The sequence below is a fragment of the Janthinobacterium sp. BCJ23 genome (assembly GCF_059617945.1).
Window position 1 is genome coordinate 835,964 of the sequence record NZ_JCAQAW010000001.1, and the last position, 16,292, is coordinate 852,255.

Annotated in this window: 15 protein-coding genes; 2 read left to right on the forward strand and 13 right to left on the reverse strand. The window is 63.5% G+C overall.

Features of this window, described 5'->3' with window-relative positions; genetic code table 11:
• Positions 1-8: 8 nt before the first annotated feature.
• The 6 genes from AC54AG_RS03790 to AC54AG_RS03815 form a co-directional block, all read right to left on the reverse strand.
• Positions 9-2,960 (reverse strand): ribonucleoside-diphosphate reductase subunit alpha, encoded by a 2,952-nt coding sequence (locus tag AC54AG_RS03790; protein ID WP_496629524.1) that lies wholly within the window; start codon positions 2,958-2,960, stop codon positions 9-11.
• A 392-nt stretch (positions 2,961-3,352) separates the two neighbouring features.
• Entirely contained in the window at positions 3,353-3,964 is a 612-nt protein-coding gene (gene ampD / locus AC54AG_RS03795) for a 1,6-anhydro-N-acetylmuramyl-L-alanine amidase AmpD (protein ID WP_496629525.1), read from the reverse strand.
• Positions 3,942-5,030 carry a sigma 54-interacting transcriptional regulator gene (locus AC54AG_RS03800; protein WP_496629526.1) on the reverse strand — a complete coding sequence of 363 codons (1,089 nt, stop codon included), beginning with the start codon at positions 5,028-5,030 and terminating at the stop codon, positions 3,942-3,944. Before AC54AG_RS03800 ends, ampD begins: the two co-directional genes overlap by 23 nt.
• A 119-nt stretch (positions 5,031-5,149) precedes the next feature.
• The gene (locus AC54AG_RS03805) at positions 5,150-5,410 is read right to left on the reverse strand and encodes a PP0621 family protein (protein WP_034746591.1); all 261 of its coding nucleotides are present in this window, start codon (positions 5,408-5,410) and stop codon (positions 5,150-5,152) included.
• Positions 5,407-6,210: a cytochrome C assembly family protein gene (locus AC54AG_RS03810; protein WP_046684240.1), complete on the reverse strand. Its 804-nt coding sequence runs from the start codon at positions 6,208-6,210 to the stop codon at positions 5,407-5,409. Before AC54AG_RS03810 ends, AC54AG_RS03805 begins: the two co-directional genes overlap by 4 nt.
• Before the next feature lie 34 nt (positions 6,211-6,244).
• On the reverse strand, positions 6,245-6,544 hold the full coding sequence (locus AC54AG_RS03815) for a hypothetical protein (RefSeq protein WP_496629527.1): 300 nt from the start codon (positions 6,542-6,544) through the stop codon (positions 6,245-6,247).
• On the opposite strand from AC54AG_RS03815, the gene AC54AG_RS03820 reads away from it, so the two are divergent.
• Positions 6,543-7,082, forward strand: coding sequence for a hypothetical protein (locus AC54AG_RS03820; RefSeq protein ID WP_128141910.1), 540 nt, complete (start codon positions 6,543-6,545; stop codon positions 7,080-7,082). The genes AC54AG_RS03815 and AC54AG_RS03820 overlap by 2 nt on opposite strands.
• A 69-nt stretch (positions 7,083-7,151) precedes the next feature.
• Here AC54AG_RS03820 and AC54AG_RS03825 read toward each other — a convergent pair whose 3' ends face one another.
• Positions 7,152-8,135 carry an ABC transporter substrate-binding protein gene (locus tag AC54AG_RS03825; RefSeq protein ID WP_034746579.1) on the reverse strand — a complete coding sequence of 328 codons (984 nt, stop codon included), beginning with the start codon at positions 8,133-8,135 and terminating at the stop codon, positions 7,152-7,154.
• Positions 8,136-8,310: 175 nt separating this feature from the next.
• Positions 8,311-9,198, reverse strand: a complete 888-nt coding sequence (locus AC54AG_RS03830; protein ID WP_331777104.1) for a LysR family transcriptional regulator — start codon at positions 9,196-9,198, stop codon at positions 8,311-8,313.
• A gap of 133 nt (positions 9,199-9,331) precedes the next feature.
• On the opposite strand from AC54AG_RS03830, the gene AC54AG_RS03835 reads away from it, so the two are divergent.
• A complete protein-coding gene (locus AC54AG_RS03835; RefSeq protein ID WP_496629528.1) occupies positions 9,332-10,522 on the forward strand; it encodes an MFS transporter in 1,191 nt (396 codons plus the stop codon).
• A 101-nt stretch (positions 10,523-10,623) separates the two neighbouring features.
• Here AC54AG_RS03835 and AC54AG_RS03840 read toward each other — a convergent pair whose 3' ends face one another.
• The 5 genes from AC54AG_RS03840 to AC54AG_RS03860 form a co-directional block, all read right to left on the reverse strand.
• Positions 10,624-12,618: a MacB family efflux pump subunit gene (locus tag AC54AG_RS03840; RefSeq protein ID WP_496629529.1), complete on the reverse strand. Its 1,995-nt coding sequence runs from the start codon at positions 12,616-12,618 to the stop codon at positions 10,624-10,626.
• 5 nt (positions 12,619-12,623) lie between these two features.
• Complete coding sequence (locus AC54AG_RS03845) at positions 12,624-13,811, reverse strand: efflux RND transporter periplasmic adaptor subunit (protein ID WP_496629530.1); 1,188 nt, start codon at positions 13,809-13,811, stop codon at positions 12,624-12,626.
• A 91-nt stretch (positions 13,812-13,902) separates the two neighbouring features.
• Positions 13,903-14,244: a DUF3325 domain-containing protein gene (locus AC54AG_RS03850; RefSeq protein ID WP_139090746.1), complete on the reverse strand. Its 342-nt coding sequence runs from the start codon at positions 14,242-14,244 to the stop codon at positions 13,903-13,905.
• Positions 14,241-15,944, reverse strand: a complete 1,704-nt coding sequence (locus AC54AG_RS03855; RefSeq protein ID WP_496629531.1) for a PepSY-associated TM helix domain-containing protein — start codon at positions 15,942-15,944, stop codon at positions 14,241-14,243. The genes AC54AG_RS03850 and AC54AG_RS03855 overlap by 4 nt, the downstream gene beginning before the upstream one ends.
• The gene (locus AC54AG_RS03860; RefSeq protein WP_496629532.1) at positions 15,941-16,222 is read right to left on the reverse strand and encodes a hypothetical protein; all 282 of its coding nucleotides are present in this window, start codon (positions 16,220-16,222) and stop codon (positions 15,941-15,943) included. Before AC54AG_RS03860 ends, AC54AG_RS03855 begins: the two co-directional genes overlap by 4 nt.
• Positions 16,223-16,292: the final 70 nt, after the last annotated feature.

Here is a 16,292-nt window from a genome sequence, read left to right on the forward strand (position 1 = left end):
CTAAAATCTTACTGGCAGGCTTCGCACTCTTCAAAGCCGTCATCACCTGGGCGCAGGTAGCAGGCTTCGCCATCGGCGTCGTCCGCTGCCGCCGCCACCACTGGTGCCACGGCCACCGCTGCTGCCGCCACGACCGCTGCCTGGGCGCTTTGTGCGCTGGCCGACATGCCGCCGTCGACTGCCACGGCGTTCAGGGCGCCCGTCTTGGAGGTCGATTTCTCCATGTGGGTAGCGGCGATGGTACGCAGGTAGTACGTGGTTTTCAGGCCACGCAGCCATGCCAGCTTGTAGGTTTCGTCCAGTTTCTTGCCCGATGCGCCAGCCATGTAGATGTTCAGCGACTGGGCCTGGTCGATCCACTTCTGGCGACGCGAAGCCGCTTCCACCAGCCAGCTTGGCGACACTTCAAAGGCCGTGGCGTAGATATCGCGCAGGTCTTGCGGGATGCGGTCGATCTTCACCAGCGAGCCGTCGAAGTACTTCAGGTCGGAGATCATGACTTCATCCCACAGGTCGCGCGCCTTCAGGTCGCGCACCAGGTAGCCGTTGATCTCGGTGAATTCGCCCGACAGGTTCGATTTCACGTACAGGTTCTGGAACGTCGGCTCGATACAGGCCGACACGCCGATGATGTTCGAGATCGTCGCCGTCGGGGCGATCGCCACGCAGTTCGAGTTGCGCATGCCGAACTTGGCGATGCGTTCGCGCACCGGCGTCCAGTCCATGGCCGACGAGGAATCAACTTCCAGGTAGCCGCCGCGCTCTTCGGCCAGCAGTTTGACCGAGTCTTGCGGCAGGATGCCGCGGTCCCACAGCGAGCCGGCGTACGACTCATAGCGGCCGCGCTCTTCGGCCAGTTCCGTCGACGCCAGGTAGGCGTAGTAGCAGACGGCTTCCATCGAGGTGTCGGCAAACGATACGGCGGCGTCCGAGGCGAACGGCACGCGCATCATGTGCAGGCAGTCCTGGAAGCCCATCACGCCCATGCCGACCGGACGGTGGCGCATGTTCGAATTGCGCGCCTTGTCGACGGCGTAGTAATTGATGTCGATGACGTTGTCGAGCATGCGCATGGCGGTGCGGATGGTCTTGGCCAGCTTGACGTGATCGAGCTTGCCTTCCTTCATGTGCGCCGGCATGTTGACGGAACCGAGGTTGCAGACGGCGATTTCGTCAGGACCCGTGTTCAGCGTGATTTCCGTGCACAGGTTCGAGCTGTGGACGACGCCGACGTGCGACTGCGGGCTGCGGATGTTGCAAGGATCCTTGAACGTGATCCATGGGTGGCCCGTTTCAAACAGCATCGACAGCATCTTGCGCCACAGGTCCAGCGCGGCGATCTTCTTGAAGACGCGGATTTCGCCGGCGGCGGCCTTGGCTTCGTAGCCCAGGTAAGCCTGTTCAAAGGCCTTGCCGACCTTGTCGTGCAGGTCTGGCGTGTCCGATGGCGAGAACAGGGTCCAGTCGCCTTTTTCCATGACGCGCTTCATGAACATGTCGGGAATCCAGTTCGCCGTGTTCATGTCGTGCGTGCGGCGGCGGTCGTCGCCCGTGTTCTTGCGCAGGTCGAGGAATTCCTCGATGTCCATGTGCCAGGTTTCCAGGTAGGCGCAGACGGCGCCCTTGCGTTTGCCGCCCTGGTTGACTGCCACGGCCGTGTCGTTGACCACTTTCAGGAACGGTACCACGCCTTGCGACTTGCCGTTGGTGCCCTTGATGTGGGCGCCCAGGGCGCGCACTGGCGTCCAGTCGTTGCCCAGGCCGCCGGCGAACTTGGCCAGCAGCGCATTGTCCTTGATGGCGTCGTAGATGCCTTCCAGGTCATCGGAGACGGTGCTCAGGTAGCACGACGACAGCTGCGAGCGCAGGGTGCCCGAGTTGAACAGGGTCGGCGTCGAGCTCATGAAGTCGAACGAGGACAGCAGGCTGTAGAACTCGATGGCGCACGCTTCGCGGTCCGCTTCGTTCAGCGCCAGGCCCATGGCCACGCGCATGTAGAACGCCTGCGGCATTTCGATGCGCACATCCTGGATGTGCAGGAAGTAGCGGTCATACAGGGTTTGCAGACCGATATAGCCGAATTGCAAGTCGCGGTCGGCCACGATGGCTTTCGCCAGGCGCTCCAGGTCGAAACTGGCGAGTACCGGGTTCAGCAGCTCAGCGGCGATACCCTTGGCAATGTATTGCGGGAAATACGTCAGGTATTCGGCGGCAGCGGCCGCTTGCGGCACTTCCTTGCCGAACACTTCCTTGCGCACCGTGTGCAGCAGGATGCGGGCCGTGACCTGGCTGTAGGCCGGATCTTTTTCCATCAGCGCGCGCGCCGCCAGGATGGCCGACTTGTGCAGCTCTTCGACAGGCACGCCGTCGTACAGGTTTTTCACCGTTTCAGCCAGGATGGCGTCGGCATCGACGTGCTTTTCCAGGCCGGCGCAGGCGGCGTTGATCAGGTCGCGCACTTCCTGCATGTCCAGCAGGCGGCGCACGCCGTTGTCGGTGACGTTCAGCTGGGGCGCGGTCACTTGGGCGGACGCGCCTTGCGCTTCCTTCTGCAGGCGGCGCTCTTCCATGTGCTTGGCGCGGTACAGCACGTAGGCACGCGCCACGTCGTGCTCGCCCGAACGCATCAGCGACAGTTCCACCTGGTCTTGCACGTCTTCGATATGGAAGGTGCCGCCGCCCGGATGGCGGCGCACCAGCGCGGCGACGACGCCGTCGGTCAGCTGTTCCACCAGTTCGCGGATGCGTGCCGAGGCTGCGCCCTGGCCGCCGTTAACGGCCAAAAACGCCTTGGTCATGGCGATCGCGATCTTCGAAGGCTCAAATGCCACCACCGCACCGTTGCGGCGGATGATGCGATAGTCGCCCAATGCCGCGCCCGTGCTCGCCACGCTGTTGGCCGCGCCTGGCGCTGGCGATACTGGCGTTGGATGGATGGAAATATCTTGTGGTGATTGCATTGAAGCTCCCGTTGTCAGCTAAAGTCAGCCTGCAGTTTTGCTGCCGCGTGTGTTGTTGAATAGAACGCCCGATGGTCAGGGTTTCTTCAGGTATTTGTTGCTAAATAGTAAATTCTTAATGCATAAAACAGAGTCAGAAGCCATATCGCCACACCGTACTGCCCGGCTGGCGCGAAACACGATCAAGGGTGATAAACCGCCAGTTCCAGTGCTTTATCAGCAATCCGGGTAGCTTTGACAATAATTCTGAAAACGTCTGTGATGGCACTAGATATAGTCTTTACATCCAACTTCTGCACTAATTGTAGTACCCATCGGAGGGTGATGCAATAGTTTTCCGGCATCCGCCGGCGTAATTTTTTGTATTTTCATATACGATTTCGGTTGACTTTTCAGGGTGTGGATGGAAAGCCCAATCCCCGCGAAGTAAGCGCTAACGCAGGCTGCCCGTGCAAGGTTTCCAGCCAGCATTTTTGATAAAAATGCCAGTCAAAAAACGGCCCCGGATCCGTCTTCCTCCCCGGTGCGATATGCTCGTGGCCGCGCACTTGCGACAGCCCGTAGCGCGCCACCAGCGCAGCCGTCAGCGCCGCCAGCACATGGTATTGCCGCCGCTGGAAGGGCACATCGTCCGCGCCTTCCATTTCGATACCGATGGAATAGCCATTGCACTGCGGGCGTCCTTCGAACATGGACGCGCCCGCATGCCAGGCACGTTGATCAGTAGAAACATATTGCAACAACGCACCATCGCGCCGCACAAAAAAGTGCGCCGACACCTGCACGCCACGCAGGTCGGCGAAAGAAGGATGGGCATTATAATCTACCCGGCCCGTAAACAAGTCCGACACATGCGGCCCGCCAAAGTGGCCGCCAGGCAAGCTGATGTTATGGATCACCAGCAAGTCGACTTGTGCACCGTCCGGGCGCGCATCGTGGTGCGGCGAGTCATAGCGCAGCGCGCCATCGCACCAGCCGTCTTCATCTATCGTCCATCCGCTCATCAAGTAAAGCTTCCTGTATCGTCAATTTCTGCATGCGGTAACGCAACTGGCGCACGCTCAAGCCCAGCTGGCGCGCCGCCCTTGCGCGGTGGTAGCGCGCCTGTGCCAGCGCCAGCATGATCATGTCGCGCTCGGCCTGGCGCAAATACACGTCGAGCGGCAGGACGAGGGCCACGCCATGCGCGGCCATGCCGGGCAGGCACAGTTGCCGCTCCGGCAAGTCCGGCAGTGCCGGCAGTGCCGGCGCCGCCCGCAAGGGCATGCCGCCCGCCGTGGATGGCAAGGCCAGCCCGTCGAGCGCGATCACGCCGCCGTCGGCAAACGCCAGCGCCCGCTCCAGCACGTTTTCCAGTTCACGCACATTGCCGGGAAACGCATACGCACCCAGGGCCGCCAGCACCGGCGGCGCCAGGCTCACGGTCCGGCGTGGCGACAGGCGCGCGAGGATCACCTCACATAATACCTGCAGATCGCCGCGCCGCTCGCGCAGCGGCGGCAACGCCAACTCGATCACGTTGAGCCGGTAAAACAGGTCCTGGCGGAACGTGCCGGCGGCCACGCCGCGCGCCAGGCCATGCTGGCTCGCGCACAGGATGCGCACGTCGACGGCTTCGTCATTACTGCCGCCCAGCTTGCGCACGCGGCGCTCCTGCAGCACGCGCAACAGCTTTACCTGCATGGCCAGCGGCAGGTCGTCGACTTCATCGAGCAACAGGCTGCCGCCATGGGCCGCCTGGAACAAACCCTGGCGTTCGTGCCGCGCGCCCGTATAAGCGCCCGGGCGGCAGCCGAAGAATTCCGCCTCCATCAGCGCTTCGGGAATGGCGCCGCAGTTGACGGCGATAAACGGGAAGCTGGCGCGCGCGCCCTGGGCATGGATGGCGCGCGCCGCCAGTTCCTTGCCCGTGCCCGATTCGCCGCGGATGGCCACCGGCGCGCCACAGCGGGCGATGCGGCCGATCTGCGCGCGCAGCGCCTGCATGGGCAGCGAGTTGCCGCTCAGTTGCGGCGCCGGCGGCATGCCGGTGGCGGTCACGGTATCCGGACCAAGATTGGGACGGGACATGGAAGCGCGCCTTTCCGCAATGGCGGCGGCGAACCGCCTCATGCAGATGCTACGCCGGACGGAGGCCGGAGGACGTTACGATACGGATGAGCAACGCGAGCGCACCTGCGGGCCTGCCCTTACAAGGTGGCGTGCGCGTGGCTGCAGTAATCGTGGCCCTTGGCCTGCACGTTTTCGGAGGCCGGGTAGTACACGCCGCAGTGGGCGCAGCACAGCATCAGCTCGGCATCAGGCAATTCCTGCGGCCGGCCGGGCGGCGCAAACGGGTTCGGCTGCTGTTGCTGCTGCGCGCGGGCGCGCTGCTGCATGCCACGGATCTTGCTGCGGATCGCAAACAGCACCAGGAACACCAGCGCCAGCCAGAATAAAACACGTGTCATGCGAATCCTCGGTGTAAAACCACTTCCAGTACAAAACGGCTGCCGACATAGGCCAGCAGCAAGGTGGCGAAACCGGCCAGGGTAAAGCTCAGGGCCGTCTTGCCGCGCCAGCCGCGAAAGCGCCGACCTGCCAGCAGCGAGGCAAACAGCAGCCACGACAGCATGGTAAACACGGATTTGTGATCCCAGTTGAGGGCCTTGCCAAACAGTTGCTCAGAAAACACGATGCCCGACAGCACGGTCAGGCTGAGCAAAATAAAACCCAGGCCGATCATGCGGAACAGCAGCTTTTCCATCGTCAGCAGGGCTGGCAGCTGGTCCAGCGCCGTGCCGATGAAGCCGCGGCTTTCGCTGCGCGTATGCAAACGCGATTCCTGCAACGCCATCAGCACGGCGTGAAAAGCGGCAATCGTCAGGGTGCTGTAGGCGAGCACGGCCACGGCAATATGCCAGCCGAAGACGGCCGACTTGCCTTCCATGCTGACCTGGCTGCCAGGAAAGGCCCAGGCCAGGCCGATGGCGAGGACGGCGCTGGGCATGACCATGCGGCGCAGTCCGTCCAGGCTGAAATTGCGGTTCTCTATCCAGTAGGCGCCCACGGAAACCCACAGCGCGGCCGACAGCATGGCGGAAAAACCGAAGCGCAAGGTGCCCGGCGCCATCAGGTCGAACCACAGGGTGGCGGCGTGCGCCAGCCAGGCGACGCCGGTCAGGCCGGCAATGAGCCGGGCACGGGACGAGGGAAGCACCGCGCACGCCGCATACAACAGGGCGGCGATGAAAAAGAAATAGATCTGCATAGTTTAAGTTTACACCATAGCCGGCAAGCGCGATTCAAGCGACAGTATGGGCTGCAGGCAATTCGCCGCCAGCCGACACCGCAAGCCTGCCATGATATCGCGCCTCGGGCGCGGCGGGGTGGCGCACCCTCAAGATTTCAGCAATCTTTCCTGCGGCGCACGGTCGCCGCGCCGCAGCCACGTTGCCATCTGGATGAGCCAGCCCTATAATTATGTCCATAGAGCAACAATCTTTCACTTTTCGCCACTCGCCCCCCACCGCCATGTTTTCTTTCAAAAAAATTTCCTGGACCTTTCTCCTGTTGGCCGCCTGCACCGTATTAAGCGGCTGCATGAAAGACGCGCCCTCGCAATCCACGTACGAGGAGTATTTCCGCACGTCCATCCAAAGCTATGACCTGTACAAGGAGTACTTCGACATCGCGAAGCTGGAAAAGCTGAACGGCTGGAAAGAGAACGAACAATATGAAATCAAGGGCTCGGCCGTGCTGCGCGCCAAGGTGGGCTACCTGGAATTGCTGGCCGACGTGGCCGACAAGCTCGAGGCTGAGGCGAAAACGGACGGCACCGTGGGCATGACCATGGGCCTGGGCCTGATGGCGCGCGGCATGGGCGGAGAGAACAAGGTCTTCCGCGAATTCTGGGTGCAGCAACTGGAAAAGAAGGCGATTCCCGCGCCGCTGCTGGCGCGCCAGGCGGCGATGACGGCCGAGCGTTTCGATAACCTGATGCAATGGTCGGACCAGCTCGTGCAAGACAATTACGGCGCCATCATCAGCCGCCAGCTGAAGAAAGGCGATGAGCTGACCCGCATCTACACGCTGAGCTTCCGCCAGACGGAGAAGGGTTGGATGGGTTTTAACGCCCGCTAAGGCCACCCTGCCATAAAAAAAACCTCCGCGCCATCGCTGGTGCGGAGGTTTTTTTCATGGCAGCCTGATTTACTTCACGTTCAGGCTCTTTTTCGCCTGCTCCAGCAAGTCCGTCTTGACCCAGTCCTTGGCCACGGGCGGTTTCGTCATGCGGCCCACGCCCGTTTTCACCATCACGTCCGTGGTGATCTGGATATGCTCGGGCGAGATGTCATACGAGTACGGCGAATTGCTGATCGCGTCGTCGAAGTCATCCTTCGTGATCTGGCCGCGGAACACGACTTCGCGCACATACTTTTCCGCCGTCGCCTTGTTGTCGATAAAGGTCTTGGTCGCTTCAACGAAGCAGCGCATGAATTTTTCCGCCACGGGACGGCGTTCCTTGTAGAACTTTTCCGTCATCACCATGGTCCGCACGGGCTCACCGATCGGCGTGTCGTACGGTTTGATGACTTCGGTGCCGAAACCCTTGTTGATCGCCTGCGACGATTGCGGCTCGGACTGCATCATGGCGTCGATATTCTTGCCCATCAGCGCCTGGTTCAAGTCGGCGTAGGCGAGGAACACCAGTTGCACGTCCTTGCCCTTGGTTTCCGAATACGTCAGGCCCGCCTGCGACAGCTCGGCCAGCAGCAGCACTTCCTGGATGCCGCCGCGCGTCACGCCCACACGCTTGCCTTTGAGTTCCTTGACGCTGGTGATCTTTTGCCCCGCCCCGCCCACCAGGCGCGCGCCGCCCTTGGCAAAGCCGGCCACCACGTAGATCGGCGCACCGCCGGCGCGACCGGAAATGGCCGCCTCGGACGCCGTCGCGCCCACGTCCAGCTCGCCCGCGATAATCGCCTGCATCACGTCGAGGCCCTTGGCGAAGATATGCTCTTCGACCTTGATGCCGCACTTGGGCGCGATTTCCTTGATGTAGGACACGGCACCGTAATGGGCGAATTTCAAATTGCCCAGGCGCACGACTTCCTGCGCCTGCACGGCGCCCATGCCGAAGGCCAGCATGAGGGCGGCGGCGATACCGGTCTTCAAAGTTGATTTTTTCTGCATCGGGTTCTCCTGTGGTGGTTGGTGTGTGCCCGCAAGGGCACGCGAAACACTGCTTTTTTATTATGGGAAGATAGTACCGTGTGTTGAGCCAGGAGCAATCTTTTTTATTTCACGATGCACCATATGCCCAGTATGACGACATACATAAAACACTGCACATCACGCAATGCCACCGTCAAAGCGGAAACAAGTTCTGCGCGATGAAGTCCACGAACACCCTGAGCTTCGGCGACAGATGTTTGCTGGAGGGCCACAATATGCGGAATGTGGTGCAGTCCTGGTTGTATTCGTCCAACACAGTGACGAGCCGGCCGTCGTCCAGCTGACGACGCACGGCAATGTCAGGCACACAGGCAATACCGAGACCTTGTTCGGCAAAGCAGATCTGCGGGTCCAGCGAATTCGTGACCATGCTGCCCGGCAGATCCATGGAGAGGGGCTGACCGTTCCTGCTCAACGGCCATGCGTCCATTTTGCCCGTCGTGGGATAGCGGTACAGCAGGCAGGCGTGGCTGGCCAAGTCTTCAGGGTGCTGCGGAAGTCCAGCCCGTTGGAAGTAGCTGGGAGCACCGACGATGACTCGTCGATAAGCGCCCAGCGTGCGTGCCATCAAGCGGGAATCGCTGGGCTCTCCGGTACGGATCACGGCATCGAAGCCTTCTTCGATCACGTCCACCAGGCGATCCGAGCAGTCGATGTCCAGCGCGACAGCGGGATAGCACCGCTGAAAGGCCGCCAGCTTGGGCATGAACAAGGTGCCGAGCGATGGCAGACTGATGCGCAGCTTGCCATGCGGGGCGCTTTGCGTTTGCAAGAGTTCGGCTTCGGCCAGCTCCACCTCGCAAAGGATACGGCGGCAGCGCTCCAGGAACAACGTGCCTTCCGATGTCAGGCTGATGGTGCGCGTGGAGCGGTGGAACAGACGAACCCCCAGGCGTTCTTCCAGCCGCGCGATAGCCTTGCTGACGGCAGATGCGGAAATGCCCAGCTGCTGCCCGGCCGCAGTGAAGCTGCGGGCCTCCCCCGCGCGTACAAAGAGGTCGAGAGAACCAAGATTTTCCATTGAAGCCCGTCGATTAATGACTGCTATGTCACATATATTGTTCACTGTAGCCTATTTTTCTTTTGTTGGTCAGCAGGCAGCATACGTACTGATACTCCACACCAGAACGACTTCAACTTGAGGAACTTAGTTTATGCATCAGACAACAACATCTGCTCGACACAAGAGCGCCGAGCGATTGCCCTTGGGTGGGCTGCTTGCCTTGGCAATGGCAGCCTTTGTCACCCTGCTGACCGAGATCATGCCGGCCGGCTTGCTTTCTTCCATTGCGCAAGGCTTGAGCGTATCTGAAAGCCTGGCGGGCCAGTTTATTACCGCCTACGCAGTCGGTGCACTGGTCGCCGCTATTCCGGTCACCATGCTTACGCAAGGCATACGGCGGCGTCCATTGCTATTGACGGCGATCTTCGGCTTTGCGCTTGTCAATCTCGTCACCGCGCTGTCCGATAGCTATGGCGTCTCTCTGGTGGCGCGCTTCTTCGCCGGTGTCTTCGGCGGAATCGTCTGGACGCTGCTGGCTGGCTATGCGGTGCGCATGTCGCCGTCGCATCTCGGCGGACGGGCGATTGCGATATCCGGTGCCGGCGCGACCATCGCCTTGGTGCTCGGTGTACCGCTCGGAGCGCTGCTCGGCCGCGCCATCGGCTGGCAAGGCGCGTTTGGCCTGATGAGTGCCCTGGCACTCTTGCTCATGCTGTGGGTCATTGCCATCGTTCCCGACTTCCCTGGCCAGAGCAAGGGGCAGCGCCAAGCTCTTTCCAGCATATTTTTCAAGACCGGCATTCGCGCCGTGCTGTTCGTGGTCTTCACCTTCGTTGTCGCCCACAATATTCTCTACATCTATATCGAGCCATTGCTCGCGCCCTCGGGCTTGTCGGCGAATGTGGAGACCGTCCTGTTCGTCTTCGGACTCGGTTCGATCATCGGCCTATGGGTCGTCGGTGCCATGGTCGATCGGCGGCTGCAGTTTCTTGCCGTGGCAAGCGTCATGGTTTTCGCCGTCGCATCCCTGCTGCTGGGTCTTTGGGGCGACCTTTCGCAGGTGGTCTACCCCTCCGTGGCGGTATGGGGCCTCGCTGTGGGCGGCTTTGCCACGATCACTCAAACGGCATTGTCCCGCTTTGCCGGCGAGTCGGTTGATGTGGCGCAATCGATGTACACGACGGGCTGGAACACGGCGGTGGCCAGCGGCGGCGTTGTCGGCGGCATTTTGCTGGATCGCTCAGACGTGGCGTCGTTCGCATGGACCGTTATCGGATTTCTCGCCGTCTCGTTGCTGGCGACAGTCTTCGCCATGAACAAGGCGCTGGCAAGCAGGAGTTGAAGCGAAGGTTGATACCTGCGGCCCCGCAGCCCGCCCTTGGCGCCGGCGCAATGCCTGGCCGCGATGGCAGGCACTGCGCCGGCGTTTTTACAACAGCCGGCTTACTGGCCCGCCAGTGCCACGACCGGGTCGAGCCCCGACGCCTTACGCGCCGGCATGAAGCCAAACACCAGCCCCGTCACCACGGCGCAGGCAAACGCGCCGGCGATGGCGCTCAGGGAAAAGATCACGGGCACGTCCCACACCAGCAGCAAGCCGGCCACCGTCACGCCGACCACGATGCCGGCCACGCCGCCCACCACCGACACCAGCACGGCTTCCGTGAGGAACTGGCGCAGGATGTCGCGCCGGCGCGCGCCCGTCGCCATGCGGATGCCGATTTCGCGCGTGCGCTCGCGCACCGTCATCAACATCACGTTCATGACGCCGATGCCGCCCACCACCAGCGAGACGGCTGCGATCAGGCTGAGCATCATGGTCATGTTGTCCTGCGTCTTCGCTTCGGCGGCGATCGACGCGGCCGCGTTGCTGATGCCGTAATCGCGGATGCGGTGGCGCTCGAACATGGTGGCGTCGACTGCCGCCTCCACCTCCGCCACGCGCTTGACGTCGTCCACCGCCATCACCGTGTAGGTGGGCTCGCGCTGGCCGAAGACGCGGATGCCGGCCGTGGAAAACGGCAGCAGCAGCACGTCGTCTTCATCCTTCTCGCCCGTCAGCGCGCCCTTCGCGCTCATCACGCCGATCACCTGGAACGGCACGTTGCCGATCAGGATGCTCTGCCCCACGGGGTTGGGCACGTCGGGCATCAGCTTTTCCGCCAGGTGCGCGCCCAGCACGGCCACCGTGGCCATCTCGCGCTCGTCTTCCTCGGTAAAGAAGCCGCCCTTGGCCACGGGCCAGGTCTGGATCTGCGGCAGGGCCGGCCCAGTGCCGCGCACATAGGTCTGCACGTCGAGGTTGCCGTGGCGTATCACCTTGTTGCCCGTGACATTCGGCAGCACGTGGGAAATGCCCGGGACGTCCTTGAGCGCATCGAGGTCGGCCAGGGTAATGCTGCGCCCCGGGATGCGCGAGCTTTCGCCGCGCGACGCCATGTACAGCAGATTCGAGCCGAACGCGCCCAATTGCGCCATCACTTGCTGGCGCGTGCCCAGGCCGATGGCCAGCATGACGATCACGGAAGCGACGCCGATGACGATACCGAGCAAGGTCAATCCCGTGCGGAAGCGGTTGATCCAGAGCACGCGCCAGGCCGCGCGGGCCGCGTCGAGCAATTCCGTGCCCAGCGAAGCGCCCTTGTCGTGGGCGGCGCGCGACATGTCCAGCGGCGGCAGGGCCGTCGACGTGGCGGGAATGGCGATGGCGCCCGAGTCTTCGACGATTTCGCCATCGCTGATCTCGATCACGCGGCGCGCCTGGGCTGCCACCTTGCGGTCATGCGTAATGAGGATGATGGTGTGGCCCGCGTCGGCCAGTTCGCCCAGCAGGGCCATGACTTCGGCGCCGCTGCTGCTATCTAACGCCCCCGTCGGTTCATCGGCGAGGATGATGCGCCCGCCATTCATCAGGGCGCGCGCGATCGACACACGCTGCTGCTGCCCGCCCGACAATTGGTTCGGCCGGTGATCCAAACGTTCACCGAGGCCCAGGCGCTTGAGCAGCGCTTCCGAGCGCGCATGGCGGGCCGCCGCCGGCATGCCCGCGTACAGGGCCGGCACTTCCACGTTCTCGCGCGCCGATTCCGTGGCGATCAGGTGATAACCCTGGAAGACGAAGCCGAACGCTTCGCGCCGCAGCCACGCCAGTTCATCGGGATTCAGGCTGGCCACGTCCTGGCCGGCAAAGCGGTACGTGCCGTCGCTGGGGCGGTCCAGGCACCCGAGCAAATGCATCAGGGTCGACTTGCCGGAACCGGACGCGCCGACGATGGCAACGAATTCGCCGGCGCCAATCGACAAGGTCAGCCCGCGCAGCACTTCCACGGCCGGCGCGCCGTCGTGGCCGCCGTAGCGCTTGCGAATGCCTTGCAGCTTAATCAAAGGCGCCGGCTGGCCAGGCTCTCCTGCTTGTCCCAGCGACCTGGCCTCGCTCATCGCGCTCACAGCTGGAACCTGCTGGCGCCGCTGCCCGCCGGCTGCTCGCCCGTGACCAGCAATTCGCCTTCGCGCAAGCCTTGCAACACTTCCGCGCTGAGGCGGTTGCGCACGCCGACGGTGACGGCGCGCGTATCGACCTTGCCGTCCGCATCCATCACGCGGGCCGTGAACTGCCCCGGCTTGGCGCCTTCTTCCGTTGACGGTTTCAGGGCCGGCAAGGGCACGGCCAGCACATTGTTCGCCGCGGCCGTGACGAACACCACTTGCGCCGTCATCTGCGGCATCAGTTCGCCATCGGCGTTATCGACGTCGAACAGCACTGTATACAAGATCACCTTGCTGGTCGACGGCGCCAGGGCCGTGCCGGCGGCGGAACCGCCGGGCACCGGCGGCGCCGGCAGCACTTGGCGCACCTTGCCGCTCCAGCGCCGCTGGTCGCCGCCCAGGGTGGTGAAGTACACGGGCATGTCCGGGCGCACGCGGCGCACGTCCGCTTCCGAGACTTCCGTCCACACCGTCATGGCCGACAAATCAGCGATGCGCAGGATGTTCGGCGTCTGGTACGTGGCGTTCAGGGTTTGCCCTTCCTTCGCGTCCAGGCCCACCACCTTGCCGGCCATCGGCGCATAGATGCGCGTGTAGCCGAGGCGCGCCTCGTCCGCCTTCAGGCTGGCCTGGGTCTGGTCGATCTGCGCCTTCAGGTGGTCAATCTTGGCACCGGCCGAGGCCAGGGTGGCTTCGGCCGTTTCCAGGTCGGCCAGCGGTGTCGAGTCGAACTTGGCCATCTGCTTCTGGCGCACGTGCTGCTGGCCCGCCAGGCGGTGCTGCGCCTGCTGGTCGGCCAGCTGCGCGCGCAAGCCCGCCAGCGCGGCGCGGCCCGCATCGACCGTGGCTTGCTGCACGCTGGGGTCGATCTCGGCCAGCAGCTGGCCTTTATCGACGTCGCTGCCCGGCTGCACGTGCAAACGCGTGATCTGGCCCGACACCTGCGCGCCCACGTCGACATAGGTTTGCGGCTGCAGGGTGCCGATGGCCGTGACGCTCGCTTCGATGTTGCCGCGCTTGACGGGCGCCGTGTCGAACACGGTGCTCGGGCCGCGCGTGGCCCACAGGGCGCCGGCGCCGAACAGCGCCAGCAAGACCACGCCGCCCAGGATGCGGGCGCGGCGGGAAGGCAGGCGGGCCGCCATCAGGCAGCCGCTTTCAATATAGTCACAACATCAATCGGTGTCGCCAAACGTGAAAAGTGCATCGGTCTATCCTTGAAAATGGCGGTGAATATCACCGCAGGAACGTCACAAGACCTGCCAGCGCGGCGACGGCTGCCAGCAGGGAACTACGAAACAGCAAGCGGGGCGCATACGGCAGCAGCATGGCCACCAGCAGCGCGCCAGCCGATATGAAACCGAGCCAGGCGACGACGCCGACGGTGGCACTCCAGCCGGCCACGCAGGGCCAGATGGCCAGCGCCAGCAACACCGCGCCCGCCAGCTGCAGCGCGCGCCGCACGTTCGGCGCCGCATCCCTGCCCCAGACCTGGCCATGGTGGCGGTCCATCGCCAAGGAGAGGCTGGCCATGCCCGCATACGACAGGCCCAGCGCGCACAGGATGGTAGGGATCATGACTGTCCTTCCGTAGTGACATGCAGGCTGGCCGAGGGCGCGGCGCTTTCCCTGGCGGCGGCCCTGCTGGCCGGTTTTTCCTTGCGCTTGTGGACTTTCCACGCACCCCAGGCGGCCAGCAGGCCGAAGGCCATGCTGCCCAGTTCCACGCCGGCGCTTTCCCAGTCGCCGCGCGCGATCTGCGCCGCCAGGTTGTCGCCCGTGCTCAGTACATTCAGCACCGGCAGCAGCAGGCACAGAGTCGCCAGCAAGCCCAGCTGCTCGATCCACGCGCGCTTTTCCGCGCGCAGGCAGGCGTGCACCAGCATCACAAACCACACGCCGAAGAAGGCGCGCAATTCCCAGCCGGCGCGGTGTTCGACGCCGACGGGAATCAGGCGGTTGGCCCAAAGGAAGCCCACGCAGGCGATGGACAGGCCGGCAATCGCCGCCACGTTCAGGCAGGCGACGGTGCGGTACACGCGCTGCGTATAGGCGCCGAACTCGCCGCCGGACTTCTGGCGGCGCTTGACCATGAACAGGATGGCGCCCGTGCCCATCATGGCCGTGCCGGCCAGACCGCAGAAGAAGTACAGCCAGCGCATCGGCGTGCCGCCGAAGCCCACCATGTGCAGGTTCGACATGACGGCGCGCGTCAGGCCCGCGCCGCCCGTATCCGACTCGCCGGGACGGCGCATGGCGACCTGCTCACCGGTGGCCAGCGCATAGCAAGCCCTGCCCGTGTTGGCGCTGATGCGTTCCATCGTGTCCGTCTCTTCATTCCAGCCATACATGCACACGCGCATCGAGGCGTCATTCGGGTTGTCCAGCACCACGGCGCGGATTTCCTGGCCAATGGCCTGCTCGGCGCGCAGCGCGAACGATTCCAGCGCGGGAATGGCCAGCGGCTGGCCTGTCTTCGCGGGCTTGCCCACATCGTTCCAGTCGGCCAGGAAGGCCTTCTTGGCATTGTCCATGCCGTATTGCGCCACCACGGGGGCCGGCACATAGTCATCGCTGAAGAAGGCCAGGCCCGTGTAGGCGATCATGAACTGGAACGGCAAGGTCAGCACGGCCACCGCGTTGTGCGCGTCGAGCCACGAACGCTGGCCCTTGGCCGGGCGGAAGGTGAAGAAATCCTTGAAGATGCGCTTGTGCGTGATGACGCCGCTCACCAGCGCCACCAGCATGATCATGGTGGTGATGGCGACGACCCACACGCCGATGCGTCCCGCGTGCAGCTCGTAATGAAAATCGACGAAATGGTGGCCGCCGATGGTTTCGCGCTGCGTTGCCTCGCGCGCATGTTCGATGACGGCGCCCGTCAGCGGATCGAGGTCCGCCGAGCCATAGCCGCCGGCGGGCTGGAACCAGTAGGCGGACAGGCCGTGGCCGGGACGCTGCACGGGCCAGATTTCCCACATGTCCGCCTTCGGGTGTTCCTTCGCCATGAAGTCGAGCGCCAGTTCCAGGCGGTGCCCACGGTCCGTCACCTTCGGCAGCGGCGGATCGTTCGCATGGGCCGCCTCTTCCAGTGCATGTTCGGGCGTCATCCAGTGGGTGATCGGTTCGTCGAAGACGGCCAGGGTGCCGGTGAGGAAAATGGCGAACAGTAGCCAGGAAATCCACAGCCCGCTCCACGTATGCAGCCAGGCCATGGCCTGGCGCAAGCCGCCCTGCTGCGGCGTCTTGACCACTTTGTCTACCTTGACGGCGTTCATGCGGCACCCCGCGACAGCAGCATGCCGATGCCGCCGCAGGCGATGGCCGGCAGCAGCATGCCGAGCCAGGCGCGGCGCAGGTCCTGCACGGCAAAGACCCAGATGACGGCGCAGGTATAGACGACGAAGGCGCTCAGGGTAGCCGTCAGCACGGCTTCGGCGCGCGACAGCGGCAGCACGGCCGCCAGCAACACGGCCACGCCGGACGTCAGTGCATAGCCGCCAAAGATGGCGGCGAGCACGCGCGAGAACAACATCATGTGGGCCGATTTCATCATCGCGGCGCTCCCTGTGGCATACGCTGGCTCACACCGTCGCGGGCCAGATTCAACTGCACTTCCATAAGCC

What these genes read in the sequence shown, in the direction of transcription:
- AC54AG_RS03825 (WP_034746579.1), bottom strand. Translation starts at nt 8,135, where the DNA reads ATGCAGAAAAAATCAACTTTGAAGACCGGTATCGCCGCCGCCCTCATG.
- AC54AG_RS03860 (WP_496629532.1), bottom strand. Translation starts at nt 16,222, where the DNA reads ATGATGAAATCGGCCCACATGATGTTGTTCTCGCGCGTGCTCGCCGCC.
- AC54AG_RS03830 (WP_331777104.1), bottom strand. Translation starts at nt 9,198, where the DNA reads ATGGAAAATCTTGGTTCTCTCGACCTCTTTGTACGCGCGGGGGAGGCC.
- AC54AG_RS03820 (WP_128141910.1), top strand. Translation starts at nt 6,543, where the DNA reads ATGAAAGACGCGCCCTCGCAATCCACGTACGAGGAGTATTTCCGCACG.
- AC54AG_RS03850 (WP_139090746.1), bottom strand. Translation starts at nt 14,244, where the DNA reads ATGATCCCTACCATCCTGTGCGCGCTGGGCCTGTCGTATGCGGGCATG.
- AC54AG_RS03845 (WP_496629530.1), bottom strand. Translation starts at nt 13,811, where the DNA reads ATGGCGGCCCGCCTGCCTTCCCGCCGCGCCCGCATCCTGGGCGGCGTG.
- ampD (WP_496629525.1), bottom strand. Translation starts at nt 3,964, where the DNA reads ATGAGCGGATGGACGATAGATGAAGACGGCTGGTGCGATGGCGCGCTG.
- AC54AG_RS03815 (WP_496629527.1), bottom strand. Translation starts at nt 6,544, where the DNA reads ATGCAGCCGCTTAATACGGTGCAGGCGGCCAACAGGAGAAAGGTCCAG.
- AC54AG_RS03855 (WP_496629531.1), bottom strand. Translation starts at nt 15,944, where the DNA reads ATGAACGCCGTCAAGGTAGACAAAGTGGTCAAGACGCCGCAGCAGGGC.
- AC54AG_RS03840 (WP_496629529.1), bottom strand. Translation starts at nt 12,618, where the DNA reads ATGAGCGAGGCCAGGTCGCTGGGACAAGCAGGAGAGCCTGGCCAGCCG.
- AC54AG_RS03805 (WP_034746591.1), bottom strand. Translation starts at nt 5,410, where the DNA reads ATGACACGTGTTTTATTCTGGCTGGCGCTGGTGTTCCTGGTGCTGTTT.
- AC54AG_RS03800 (WP_496629526.1), bottom strand. Translation starts at nt 5,030, where the DNA reads ATGTCCCGTCCCAATCTTGGTCCGGATACCGTGACCGCCACCGGCATG.
- AC54AG_RS03790 (WP_496629524.1), bottom strand. Translation starts at nt 2,960, where the DNA reads ATGCAATCACCACAAGATATTTCCATCCATCCAACGCCAGTATCGCCA.
- AC54AG_RS03810 (WP_046684240.1), bottom strand. Translation starts at nt 6,210, where the DNA reads ATGCAGATCTATTTCTTTTTCATCGCCGCCCTGTTGTATGCGGCGTGC.
- AC54AG_RS03835 (WP_496629528.1), top strand. Translation starts at nt 9,332, where the DNA reads ATGCATCAGACAACAACATCTGCTCGACACAAGAGCGCCGAGCGATTG.